Origin of the sequence: Mangrovimonas cancribranchiae (assembly GCF_037126245.1) — a bacterium.
GTDB lineage: Bacteria > Bacteroidota > Bacteroidia > Flavobacteriales > Flavobacteriaceae > Mangrovimonas > Mangrovimonas cancribranchiae.
The window spans coordinates 717153-729195 of the sequence record NZ_CP136925.1 but is presented as its reverse complement, the minus strand read 5'-3'; the positions used below and the strand labels follow the sequence as shown (position 1 = coordinate 729195).

The 12043-nt window shown below is 34.7% G+C and carries 12 protein-coding genes and 1 pseudogene; 8 read left to right on the top strand and 5 right to left on the bottom strand.

Annotated elements, in window-relative coordinates; genetic code table 11:
* Positions 1-77: 77 nt before the first annotated feature.
* The 4 genes from R3L15_RS03260 to asnB all read right to left on the bottom strand — a co-directional run bounded on the left by R3L15_RS03260 (position 78) and on the right by asnB (position 4098).
* A complete protein-coding gene (locus R3L15_RS03260) occupies positions 78-896 on the bottom strand; it encodes a type II CAAX endopeptidase family protein (protein WP_338733200.1) in 819 nt (272 codons plus the stop codon).
* Positions 893-1606, bottom strand: a complete 714-nt coding sequence (locus R3L15_RS03255; protein ID WP_338733199.1) for a CPBP family intramembrane glutamic endopeptidase — start codon at positions 1604-1606, stop codon at positions 893-895. The genes R3L15_RS03260 and R3L15_RS03255 overlap by 4 nt, the downstream gene beginning before the upstream one ends.
* Before the next feature lie 23 nt (positions 1607-1629).
* On the bottom strand, positions 1630-2199 hold the full coding sequence (locus R3L15_RS03250; protein ID WP_338733198.1) for a helix-turn-helix domain-containing protein: 570 nt from the start codon (positions 2197-2199) through the stop codon (positions 1630-1632).
* Positions 2200-2433: 234 nt separating this feature from the next.
* Positions 2434-4098, bottom strand: a complete 1665-nt coding sequence (gene asnB / locus R3L15_RS03245) for an asparagine synthase B (RefSeq protein WP_338733197.1) — start codon at positions 4096-4098, stop codon at positions 2434-2436.
* Positions 4099-4277: 179 nt separating this feature from the next.
* Here asnB and R3L15_RS03240 point away from each other — a divergent pair, with 179 nt between their 5' ends.
* Together R3L15_RS03240 and R3L15_RS03235 are read left to right on the top strand one after the other, a co-directional pair.
* Positions 4278-5543: a YCF48-related protein gene (locus R3L15_RS03240; RefSeq protein WP_338733196.1), complete on the top strand. Its 1266-nt coding sequence runs from the start codon at positions 4278-4280 to the stop codon at positions 5541-5543.
* 40 nt (positions 5544-5583) lie between these two features.
* On the top strand, positions 5584-6120 hold the full coding sequence (locus R3L15_RS03235; RefSeq protein ID WP_338733194.1) for a DUF2911 domain-containing protein: 537 nt from the start codon (positions 5584-5586) through the stop codon (positions 6118-6120).
* Between the two features lie 39 nt (positions 6121-6159).
* On the opposite strand, the pseudogene R3L15_RS03230 reads toward R3L15_RS03235, so the two are convergent.
* Positions 6160-6788: pseudogene (locus R3L15_RS03230) on the bottom strand (7-carboxy-7-deazaguanine synthase QueE).
* Positions 6789-7009: 221 nt separating this feature from the next.
* On the opposite strand from R3L15_RS03230, the gene R3L15_RS03225 reads away from it, so the two are divergent.
* The 6 genes from R3L15_RS03225 to rluF are packed head-to-tail and all read left to right on the top strand — an operon-like array spanning position 7010 to position 12042.
* A complete protein-coding gene (locus R3L15_RS03225) occupies positions 7010-8539 on the top strand; it encodes a helicase HerA-like domain-containing protein (protein ID WP_338733193.1) in 1530 nt (509 codons plus the stop codon).
* 15 nt (positions 8540-8554) lie between these two features.
* On the top strand, positions 8555-9106 hold the full coding sequence (locus R3L15_RS03220) for a hypothetical protein (protein WP_338733192.1): 552 nt from the start codon (positions 8555-8557) through the stop codon (positions 9104-9106).
* Positions 9107-9111: 5 nt separating this feature from the next.
* Positions 9112-10089, top strand: coding sequence for a YitT family protein (locus R3L15_RS03215; protein ID WP_338733191.1), 978 nt, complete (start codon positions 9112-9114; stop codon positions 10087-10089).
* Positions 10086-10445 (top strand): cupin domain-containing protein, encoded by a 360-nt coding sequence (locus tag R3L15_RS03210; protein WP_338733190.1) that lies wholly within the window; start codon positions 10086-10088, stop codon positions 10443-10445. The genes R3L15_RS03215 and R3L15_RS03210 overlap by 4 nt, the downstream gene beginning before the upstream one ends.
* A gap of 7 nt (positions 10446-10452) precedes the next feature.
* Entirely contained in the window at positions 10453-11277 is an 825-nt protein-coding gene (locus R3L15_RS03205; RefSeq protein WP_338733189.1) for an alpha/beta hydrolase, read from the top strand.
* 15 nt (positions 11278-11292) lie between these two features.
* Positions 11293-12042 (top strand): 23S rRNA pseudouridine(2604) synthase RluF, encoded by a 750-nt coding sequence (rluF, locus tag R3L15_RS03200; protein ID WP_338733188.1) that lies wholly within the window; start codon positions 11293-11295, stop codon positions 12040-12042.
* Position 12043 lies beyond the last annotated feature (1 nt).

Genomic DNA, 12043 nt, shown 5'->3' with positions numbered 1-12043 from the left:
CAAAATCGATTAAATACAAAAAATTCATTAGAGAGGTTTTAATGCGTTTATAGTTTAATGAAATTACATTAAAAAAATTATGTTTTACGTCTAAAAAGCAGCAAATCATTCCATTTCCAAATTAGAAATGTTACCAGTAAATAAAAGCCATTGAATAAAATTAGCATAGCGATAAAAGGAGTCCACGTATCAAACACAACCGTGTTAGGAATAAAAAAGATACTTTCACCTGAATTACCGCTACTTATTAGATGCCTTGTGGCCCAATTATTACCCAAGTGAAGACCTATTGGAAAGTAGAGCGTTTTGCATTTTAACAATCCCGTGGCAAATAGTAAATGCCCAACAGGTATTGAAATACCTAACATAACAATCATGCCCATATTATTCAGCACACCTTCATCTAACACATGTATAAGCATAAATAAGATAGAAAAAATCACGTTGGCTACAACTACATTGAAAATTTCAATCGTCTTTTTGAACAAGTAACCTCTAAATAACAATTCTTCAGTGGCGACTTGTGGCAAAATAAAATAGAACGCATATAATATTGTTGAATAATCAATTGAAAGCGACAATTCAAAGGTTTCACCAACCAATACAGCTCTTAAATATTTAGCGCCAAAAAAGGCAAAAGCTCCAATTAAAATACCCAATGGCAGGCACAATAGATTCCTTAAACTAAAATTCAATCCAATAGCTTTTAGTGTTTTCCCTTCTCCTTTATAGAAGAACCAAGTTGCTAAAAACAAGAGGATTGGTGCTGTATAAGGAAAATACTGTTTAACTACGCCTTTGTTAAAAATGATACTTAATACCAATACAACGGCAAATAGTAAGGTTGCTAAAATAATACGTGATACATTGGGATATTGTGCAAGCAGTCGTTTCATAATTGACTACTATTTGATTTAATTATAACAGCTGATTTTTTTAACTGATTCACAAAGGCTAATGTAACAATAGATGGTAATAGTCCTTTAGAGAGATTAAAGAAAACCCAATTCCAATCCTGAAGAGAAGTTTTTGACACCTCTATAAAAATTATTTCGCCATACGGATAGGTTTTATAAAAGAACGTCATTAAAAAGTTATAGCCCAAATGAAATCCTAAACCCAACATTATTGACTTGGTTTTATGAAATGTATAGGCCCAAACATAGCCTGTAAATCCTGTTACCAAAATCACATATACGATAGGAATAATTCCTTCTCCCATCATACCATAAGAGAATACATGATAAACACCAAAACACAATGCAGATAGTAGAATAGCCTTTTTTGACCCAATTCTTTGAATCAATACATACAAAATTGCTCCTCGAAAGACTAAATCTTCGGTTAAAGCCGATCTTAAGTGGTAGATGAAAGATTGAAATATTAAACTGAAATCAACAGTCTCTTTTTGTTTCCACTCAACATTTAAAATATAGGTTTCGGCAACAACCATCAACAGGCACAGAAACATCATAAAAACCAGTCCAATAAAAAACTGAAACAGTCTATTTGGGTAAGGAATAATTCCTAAAACATCGATGTTTTTTTTCTCAATGAAGCGTAAGAGTGCCCATGAGATTACTATTATCATTAATAATCCTAACATTTGAAATACGGTTTAAATTAAAGTTACACCTCTTTTGGTTTCAAAAAAGGAATTGAAAATGGATACTTAAAAGTAGCTGTTTGTAGTGCTCTCGATATATTATATATACTTGTGACAATGGCAAAAAGCACAATTGCTCCTGAAATAAAAAAGTTATATCCTGGAATGATAAAAAAGCTCAATAATGACAAAAAGAAGGATAAGGTAATTGTTCCATGAAAATTTACGACAGCTCTACCATGAGCATCATACACCTTACTGTCTTCAGCTTTATGAATCCAAAGAAACAGCGGAAACAAAATACTTCCAAAAGGAATAATTAATCCTAAAAAAGGAGAACCATGAAGTAACAACATCCATTTGCGCTGAATGACTTCTTCCTTTGGATCTTCAAGAATTAACAATTCGTCAATCTCAATATCAAGACCAGCTGCCAATAATTTTACCGTTTGAAGATGTGGTTGCACATCACCTTTTTCTATACGTTGAATGGTTCTAACCGTAACCGTAGTTTTGTCTGAAAGTTGCTCTTGCGTATACCCTTTTAGCTTTCGCTGATAGGTTAAATTTTCGCTTAAAGAATTTTTATTCATTTTGATTATTTTTTCTAGTACAAATCTACTTCAGGTAATTGAATTTTAACACGACATTTAAATGTCACCTATATGTCATTATTAGGTTTTATAAGGGTTATAAGTTATCATTAAACAAATTTATTTAAAAACTCAAAATAGCATATTGGGTAAGCTAAATGCTTAAAGGTAATTATTTTTTAAAATAAAAAAAGCCGGTTTTTAACCGGCTTTCAATCTTATAGATTATCGAAATTAATACGCATCAGTATGTACTTTTGCTACTGCTCTTCCACTTGGTTCATTCATACTTTTAAACGCTTCATCCCACTCTAAAGCAATTTTTGTACTACACGCGACGCTTGGCTCTTGTGGTACGCTTAAAGCCGCTGCATCGCTTGGAAAATGCTCTGCAAAAATAGAACGATAATAGAACTCCTCCTTGCTTGTTGGCGTTTGTATAGTGAATTTATACTTGGCATTGGCGAGTTGTTCATCGGTTACCGCTTCGTTAACCACTTCTTTTAACGTGTCTATCCAGCTATATCCAACGCCATCGCTAAATTGCTCTTTTTGTCGCCACGCCACACTTTCTGGCAAATAATTTTCAAAAGCTTTACGAATTACCCATTTTTCCATACGCTCTGGAGTAATCATTTTATCTTGTGGGTTAATGCGCATAGCAACATCCATAAACTCTTTATCCAAAAACGGCACACGACCTTCAATCCCCCAAGCCGCTAAGCTTTTGTTGGCTCGTAAACAATCGTATTGATGCAACTTACTTAATTTTCTTACAGTTTCTTCATGAAACTCTTTGGCATTTGGTGCTTTATGAAAGTATAAATAACCACCAAATAATTCATCGGCACCTTCACCTGATAACACCATTTTTATGCCCATAGATTTTATAACTCTTGCCATTAAGTACATTGGTGTGCTGGCACGAATGGTTGTAATATCGTAAGTTTCTAATTGGTAAATGACATCTTTTATAGCATCTAAACCTTCTTGAATAGTAAATTTAATTTCGTGATGTACTGTTCCTATATGATCGGCAACTTTTTGTGCAGCAGCCAAATCTGGAGAACCTTCTAATCCTACCGAAAAACTGTGTAATTGTGGCCACCAAGCTTGGGTTTTATCATCGGCTTCTACACGCATTTGTGAATATTTTTTAGCAATGGCAGATGTTACCGAAGAATCCAAGCCACCAGATAACAACACGCCATAAGGCACATCGCTCATTAATTGCCTATGAACAGCATCTTCCAAAGCTTGTTGCAGTTCCAAAATACTGGTTTCATTATCTTTTACAGCCTCATAATCTTGCCAATCACGTTCATACCATTGTACAAGCTGACCATCCTTACTCGATAAATAATGTCCTGGTGGAAATAATTCAATTTTTGTGCAATAGCCTTCTAAGGCTTTTAATTCGGAAGCGACATAGAAGGTTCCATTTTCATCCCATCCCATATATAATGGAATAATTCCCATATGGTCGCGTGCCACGAAGTATTCATCGTTATCCACATCATATATAGCAAAGCCAAAAATACCGTTAAGTTCATCAACAAAATCGACTCCTTTTTCCTTGTAAAGTGCTAAAATAACTTCACAATCACTTTTTGTTTGGAATTTGTATTTGCCTTCAAATTGCGCCCGCAATGCCCTATGGTTATAAATTTCACCATTAGCAGCTAGAACCAATTTTTTATCCTCTGAAAACAAAGGCTGTTTCCCTGAAGTTGGATCTACAATGGCTAAACGCTCGTGAGCCATAATAGCTTTATCGTTATCGAAAACACCACTCCAATCTGGGCCACGATGACGTATTTTTTTAGACATCTCAAGTATTTGAGGTCTTAAGTCTTCTGTTTTTTGTTTTAAATCAAACGCACATACAATTCCGCACATAATTATTATTTTTTATTTTAATAACAAAGCAAATATTCAGATAATAATTACAAATAAAAACACTTAACAAAAAAACAATTACACTATTAAACAAAAAACCATATAATCATACAACATTGAAACAAAACAACTTCCATTTTATTAGTTATTTTTACAAAATGAAAGTTAGCCTTAAATAAATGAAACCATTACACCTTATTCTATTTCTTTTCTCTATTAGTTTGTATAGCCAAACGTGGCAAAGCACATCTATTGCTAACAATGCCAACAACCAACGATTTGACGATGTGTTTTTCTTAAACGAAACTACAGGTTGGGCAGCAAATGGCTATTACGCTGCGGTGTATAAAACTACAGACGGCGGCGTTTCTTGGACCGAACAACTCAATGAAAGTGATTTAGGAGGTGGCTATTATTTTAGAAACATTGAATTTTTAAATGATAACATTGACTTTTTAGGCACACTCAATGGCGAGTTCTTCAAAACAACCGATGGTGGTCAGAATTGGACTGAAGTCTCCTTATCACCAAATCCACAAGCTATTTGTGGCTTGGACGCCATTGGTACAACTACAATATATGGGTGCGGCGCCTATTTTACACCGGCACATATTATTAAATCGACAGATAGCGGTGACACTTGGACCGTTATCGATATGTCTGCGTATGCCACAGCACTTGTTGAAGTATTATTTCAAACAGAAATGCTTGGCTATGCTAGCGGCAGAAACAATACTGGTGGCTGCATTTTAAAAACAACCGATGGCGGCCAAAGTTGGACTGAAATTTACAACACTAATATTCCAGGCGAATACGTATGGAAACTTCAAATTTTGGATGATAGCAATATTATTTTTGGCGCCGTGTCTTCTGTAGCTTCTAACCCAGGAAAGCTTGTAAAATCCTTAGACAACGGTAACAATTGGTTGAGTTATGATGCTCCAGAAACCGATATTCAAGCGGTTGGATTTATTAACGCAAACACTGGATGGATGGGCGGCCACAATACGGGGTTTCATCAAACAGACGATGGAGGAGCCACTTGGACCGACATCAATATTGGCTCAAACTTAAATCGGATTTTTATTATTAATGAAAACTTAGCTTATGCAGCTGGAACCACCATTTATAAATTTACCGAAGAAACCCTTAATACAAATAATCACACTTTCGAGGATTCAAAAAAACTCAACATAAAACTTAACGAAAATCCTGTAGTATCATATTTAAACCTTACCATTGAATTTTCTGATAACGACAATATTTTAATTGAACTTTACGATGTTAATGGACGATACATAAAACAACTAAACAGAGACACCAATATTTTAGCAGGAACCTCAAAAACCTACAAATTTGACGTCAAAAACTTATCGTCTGGTATGTATTTTGTAGATGTTCACAATAATTTTCAAAGGCAGTCTTTAAAATTCATTAAAAAATAATTATAACTCAACAAACATTTCAAAAATCAAATCTTAAAACATGAAATCAACAAAAACATTTTTAGGCTCCATTTTAACACTTGTATTTCTAACATCCTTTTCCTTAACGGCACAAAACTTCAAGGATTTGGATGCAAGTCCAATGGATGCAGCCGCTCACCCAAGCAGCCATAGAGTTTCCAAAAAAGTTGTCAAGGTCATATACAGTAGACCACAACTTAAAGGCAGAACGGTTCAGTCTCTTACGCCAAATGGCGAGGTATGGCGTACTGGCGCTAACGAAGCTACAGAAATCACGTTTTTTAAAGATGTTACTTTTGGCGATAAAAAAGTAGAAGCAGGAACCTATTCGCTGTTTACCATTCCTGGAGAAAAAGAATGGACAATCATCATCAATACCGACGTAGATGTTTGGGGTGCGTATAGCTACAACAAAGACAACGATGTTGCTCGTGCAACCGTTCCCGTGACCAAAGGCGAAGATTATTTGGAACCTTTCTCCATTGCCTTTGATGGCAACGGCACTATGCATTTAGGCTGGGGAACATTCCGTGTAGCCGTTCCTATTTCGGAATAGATTATAAATAAAAAAGCCTCTGTCGAAGAGGCTTTTTTATTAAGGTATGTTTAAGTATTTATGAGTTTGTAACGACACTTTCCATTTAGGATGTTTCATAACATAATCTACTATTTGTGGCATCATTTTATCTCGTTTACTCCATTCTGGTTGCAAGTACAAAATACAATCGTTATTAACTTTGGCCGCTTGTTCCTCAGCAAATCTAAAATCATCTTTATTGTAAACAATTACCTTTAGCTCATTGGCTTTTGCATAAACTTCATCCGTTGGAAGTTTTATTTTTTTGGTGATAAGCAAATCCAATCCCAGGTTCCAGTTAACGGATAAGCACCTGAGGTTTCAATGTGAATTTGCAGCCCTTTTTGTTTTAATTGCTGGGTCAAAGGCGTCATGTCCCAAGTTAAAGGTTCACCACCAGTAACCACAATGGTATCACTATATCGACTGGCATTTTCTACGATTTTAGACGTTTCGGTTGGTGGATGAATCTCGGCATTCCAGCTTTCCTTGACATCGCACCAATGGCAACCTACATCGCAACCACCAACACGAATAAAATAAGCTGCTGTTCCTTTGTGGAACCCTTCGCCTTGAATGGTATAAAATTCTTCCATCAATGGAAGCATTTCGCCTTTGTCTACCAATTTCTGTACATCTTCTTTCATTGGCGCAAAGATAATCAATAAGATAGAAGCTTTGGCTTATAAAACTTCAAAAATGTATATTTTCTTATGACGCCCTAGTTATAAAATCACACAAAAACCCTAAGAACGAGTTAAGAAAAGAACTTAAGGTAACACACCTAATTGCTTTAATATAAGTGCTACCGTGTTTAGCCTAAATTATCGATTAAATTGTAGTATTTTTACCCAAATTTCTTAAAAGAATGAGCAGACAAGATGAATTTTTCAAGCATATAACCGAAGGTAACACTTGTAAAGGTGACTATATTACTTTAGGTTCTGCCATGCTAGACGGCAAAACTGTAAAAAAAGCCTATGTTAATGTACCTCTAAAAACAATGAATCGTCATGGATTAATTGCTGGTGCTACAGGAACAGGGAAAACCAAAACACTACAAGTTATAGCTGAAAACTTAAGTGAAAGAGGTGTTCCTGTTTTGCTTATGGACATTAAGGGCGATTTAAGTGGTTTGGCCCAGCCAAGTCCTGGTCATGAAAAAATTGATGAACGCCACGAATTAATTGAGATGCCATTTGAAGCTAAAGAGTTTCCTGTAGAAATCATGACCATCTCCGAACAAAACGGCGTAAGACTTCGTGCAACCGTAAGTGAGTTTGGCCCCGTTCTCTTGTCTAGAATTTTGGATGTTACCGAAACACAAGCAGGAATTATCTCGGTGATTTTCAAATACTGTGACGACAACAAATTACCTTTGTTGGATTTGAAGGATTTTAAAAAAATGCTTCAATATACTACGAATGAAGGTAAAGAAGAGTTTCAAAAAGAATATGGCAGAATTTCAACAGCTTCTACAGGTGCCATTTTGAGAAAAATTATTGAAATCGAGCAACAAGGTGGCGATTTATTTTTTGGTGAAAAATCGTTTGACGTTCAAGATTTACTAAGATTAGATGACAACGGTCGCGCCTTTATAAATATTATCAGGCTTACCGATATTCAAGATAAACCCAAATTATTCTCAACCTTTATGTTGAGCTTGCTAGCAGAAATCTATTCCACATTTCCAGAGCAAGGCGATACTGGAAGACCAGAATTGGTGATGTTTATCGATGAAGCTCACTTAATTTTTAACGAAGCTTCCGATGCTTTACTCGATCAGATAGAAAGTATTGTAAAATTAATTCGTAGTAAAGGCGTTGGCTTGTATTTTGTTACCCAAAACCCAACCGATGTTCCCGAAGAAGTTCTTGGGCAATTAGGTTTAAAAGTGCAACATGCTTTACGTGCGTTTACTGCAAAAGACCGAAAAGCCATTAAACTTACGGCGCAAAACTATCCAGATACAGATTATTATGATACTGCCGAAGTTTTAACATCGTTAGGAACTGGCGAAGCACTTATTTCTGCTCTAGATGAAAAAGGTCGCCCCACTCCTTTGGCCGCAACAATGATGCGTGCTCCTATGAGTAGGATGGATATTTTAACCGATAAGGAATTGAAAGATTTATTGCGTTCGTCACGAATGGTCGATAAATACAATGAAACCATAGATCGTGAAAGTGCTTACGAATTACTAAACGAAAAAATTGAAAAAGCCGAAGCCGAAGAAGCTAAAAGAAAAGCTCAAGAAGAAAAAGAAAAACTAGAAAAAGCCTCTTCTAGAAAATCATCTTCAAGACGAAGCACAAGACAAAACCCTATTGTAAAAGTTTTAACCAGTCCAACTGTTATACGCAGTGTTTTGGGAATACTTGGAAAAATGCTAAAATAAAACCCCTAAAATATTATGAGAAAAAACATTATCATCGTTTTCGCAATAGCTATTACAGCATTAAGTTGTCAGAAAAAACAAGACCCTTTTTTAATTGAAAAACAAAACGTAGGATTGCTTACAGATTCTACTCAAGTTAAAGATTTAAAACTGGTTTTCCCTGAGGATTCTATTGCAAAAAACAATCCTGAAGAGGCTTATTTAAAAGCAGATTATTCTATCTCAATATTCGATAAAAGCAACAACAAGCTTTTAACGTTAACCCCAGAAAAAATAGACGACTCAACCTCTACTATAACAACAATAAAAGTTGTAGATTCTAAATTTAAAACTAAAAAAGGAATTACTGTTAACAGTACTTTTGGCGACATTCAAAACAATTACAAAATTTCGAGTATACAAAATACATTAAAAAACGTGGTTGTTTTTGTAAATGATATTAATGCGTTCTTTACTATTGACAAGAAAGAATTACCTTCGGAATTACAATTTAATACCTCAGCCAAAATTGAAGCTATTCAAATACCAGAAAAAGCTAAAATTAAATACTTCATGATAGGTTGGTAACATAGATGAATCCATTTTTTTCAAAAATACTAGTTAATATAGCTCAAAAAAGGCTCAAGGCAAAAACACCTTCCACGCCAATATCTAATAAGCAAATAGTGCCTTTAGTTAAATCGCTTCAGGTAGAAATAACACATGCTATAAAAGAATTTATTTATATTGTAATTGGTGTTTTTTCTGCCGGATTTGGGTTAAAAGGCTTTTTACTTCCAAACCGGTTTATAGATGGTGGCGCTACTGGTATTTCACTTTTACTTGAAAATATAACAGCTATAGAATTAAGTTTTTTACTTATTCTTGTCAACATCCCCTTTTTAATTCTTGGCGCTAAAACATTTAGTGTCAAATTTGCCTTAAAAAGTATTGCTGCTATTGCGTTTTTAGGATTTGTGGTTCATTATGTAGACTACCCTACAATTACAAACGATAAATTATTAATTGCCGTTTTTGGCGGTTTTTTTCTTGGATTAGGTATAGGACTTTCTATGCGAGGCGGTAGCGTTATTGATGGCACCGAAGTATTAGCTATTTATTTAAGCCGAAAACTATCTTTAACTGTTGGCGACGTTTTATTACTTATTAATATTATCATTTTTTCTTTTGGTGCCTATGTGCTTTCTATAGAAATTGCACTTTATGCCATTTTAACCTATCTAGCAGCTGCAAAAACAGTAGACTTTGTTGTTGATGGTGTTGAAGAATATGTGGGGGTAACCATAATCTCTAAAGAACATGAAGCTATTCGGGTTATGATTACAGAAAAACTAAGACGTGCTTGTACTATCTATGCTGGCAAAGGTGGTTATGGCGACTCTAAAACAGCATACGACAAAGACATTATTTACACTGTTGTTACTCGTTTAGAATTGGCTAAACTACACACAGAAATTGATAAAATTGATAGCAAAGCGTTTATTATTATGGGACTAGTTAAAGATTTAAAAGGCGGTATGATTAAACGCAAACCTTTAGAAAAAAAATGAAAAAATATACCAAACAAACACAACCATTTGTGGTTCCTACTACTGACGGCAAAACCATTAAAGAACATTTTGGATTGGCTAGCGATGGTAATCAAGATATAAGCATAGCACACATGATTGCACCACCAAATTGGAGCGAACCTTTTCAAACACCAGAATTTGATGAATATACTTTTATTATAAAAGGCAAAAAACAATTCAATATTGATGGTGAAATAGTTATACTAAAGGCTGGAGAATCTATTAAAATTAACCGTGATACAAGAGTACAATACGCGAACCCTTTTAGTGAGGCTTGCGAGTACATCTCTATTTGCCAACCTGCTTTCAATATTAAAACTGTAAACAGAGAGTAACCATTACATGACTATTTTTCAAAAAATTATAGGTTTTATTATTAACCTAACCAGTTTTATTTCCCCTAAACTATCTGCTAGAATAGCTATTTTCCTGTTTACAAAACCCTTTAAAGGACAAATAACTCTAGAACAATCTGACTTTTTAGAAACTGCTTTTACAGAAGAGTTTAGCTATAAAAATCTTCCGATAATGAGTTATCGTTGGTTAGGAAGCAAAAAAACCGTGCTTTTAGTTCATGGATGGGAAAGTAATTCGGCACGCTGGAAAAATTTAATTCTTGAACTTAAAAAACAAGACTTTAATGTTATTGCCCTAGATGCTCCTGCGCATGGAAACTCTGGCAGCAACAGATTTAATGCGTTATTATACGCCGAGTTTATTAATATTATTTCACAACGATTTCACCCCAATATCATTATTGGACACTCGGTAGGTGGCATGGCTTCCATTTTTTCTCAAAGCAAGTACCAAAACCCATCGGTTGAAAAAATTATTTTATTAGGGTCGCCTTCTGAATTTAAAAATATTCTAGAACGCTATACCAATATGCTTGGCTACAACCAAAGAACTATTACACAAATTAACTCAACTATTATAGAACGATACGGCACTTCTCCTGAAGATTTCTCAACTGCAAAACAACTTAAAAACATTACTTCAAAAGGTCTTATTATACACGATAAAGAAGACGATATTATCCCTTATGAAGATGCTATTTTAATAAAAAAGCACTTTAAAAATAGTACGCTAATAACGACTAATGGGCTTGGGCATTCGCTAAGAGATACAAGTATAAATCAACACATTTGCCAGTTTCTAGAAAACTAGTGTTATTTTTGCATTATGGCAGATAATTTAAAACGTATTAATAAATATTTAAGTGAAGTTGGGTTTTGCTCAAGAAGAGAAGCTGACAGATTAATTGATGCTGGAAGAGTAACCATTAACGGAAAAGTTCCTGAAATGGGTACAAAAATCAGCAATGATGATGTAGTTGCTGTTGATGGAAATGTTGTTAAAAACACAAAATCGTCCTTTACCTATTTGGCATTTAACAAACCTGTTGGTATTGTATGTACGACCGACACTAGGGTTGAGAAAGATAATATTATAGACTACATTAACTACCATAAACGCATCTTTCCTATTGGTAGGTTAGACAAACCCAGCGAAGGCCTTATTTTACTTACCGATGATGGCGATATTGTAAATAAAATATTGCGTGCTAGCAACAACCATGAAAAAGAATATATTGTAACAGTAGACAAGCCTATCTCGCAAACATTTATAGAACGCATGAGTAACGGCGTTCCTATTCTAGATACAGTGACTAAAAAATGTCGTGTTGAAAAATTAGACAGATTTACCTTTAAAATCACTTTAACACAAGGGTTGAACCGCCAGATTCGTCGTATGTGCGAGTACTTAAACTACGAGGTGCAAACCTTAAAACGTGTTCGTATTATGAATATAAAACTGGATGTTCCTGTTGGAAAACATAGAGAATTAACAAACCATGAGTTGAAAGAATTAAACAGTCTTTTAAAAGACTCCTCTAAAACCTTTCAACCCAAATCACGTTCTAGACGTTAAT

What these genes read in the sequence shown, in the direction of transcription:
- R3L15_RS03260 (WP_338733200.1), bottom strand. Translation starts at nt 896, where the DNA reads ATGAAACGACTGCTTGCACAATATCCCAATGTATCACGTATTATTTTA.
- R3L15_RS03255 (WP_338733199.1), bottom strand. Translation starts at nt 1,606, where the DNA reads ATGTTAGGATTATTAATGATAATAGTAATCTCATGGGCACTCTTACGC.
- R3L15_RS03250 (WP_338733198.1), bottom strand. Translation starts at nt 2,199, where the DNA reads ATGAATAAAAATTCTTTAAGCGAAAATTTAACCTATCAGCGAAAGCTA.
- asnB (WP_338733197.1), bottom strand. Translation starts at nt 4,098, where the DNA reads ATGTGCGGAATTGTATGTGCGTTTGATTTAAAACAAAAAACAGAAGAC.
- R3L15_RS03240 (WP_338733196.1), top strand. Translation starts at nt 4,278, where the DNA reads ATGAAACCATTACACCTTATTCTATTTCTTTTCTCTATTAGTTTGTAT.
- R3L15_RS03235 (WP_338733194.1), top strand. Translation starts at nt 5,584, where the DNA reads ATGAAATCAACAAAAACATTTTTAGGCTCCATTTTAACACTTGTATTT.
- R3L15_RS03225 (WP_338733193.1), top strand. Translation starts at nt 7,010, where the DNA reads ATGAGCAGACAAGATGAATTTTTCAAGCATATAACCGAAGGTAACACT.
- R3L15_RS03220 (WP_338733192.1), top strand. Translation starts at nt 8,555, where the DNA reads ATGAGAAAAAACATTATCATCGTTTTCGCAATAGCTATTACAGCATTA.
- R3L15_RS03215 (WP_338733191.1), top strand. Translation starts at nt 9,112, where the DNA reads ATGAATCCATTTTTTTCAAAAATACTAGTTAATATAGCTCAAAAAAGG.
- R3L15_RS03210 (WP_338733190.1), top strand. Translation starts at nt 10,086, where the DNA reads ATGAAAAAATATACCAAACAAACACAACCATTTGTGGTTCCTACTACT.
- R3L15_RS03205 (WP_338733189.1), top strand. Translation starts at nt 10,453, where the DNA reads ATGACTATTTTTCAAAAAATTATAGGTTTTATTATTAACCTAACCAGT.
- rluF (WP_338733188.1), top strand. Translation starts at nt 11,293, where the DNA reads ATGGCAGATAATTTAAAACGTATTAATAAATATTTAAGTGAAGTTGGG.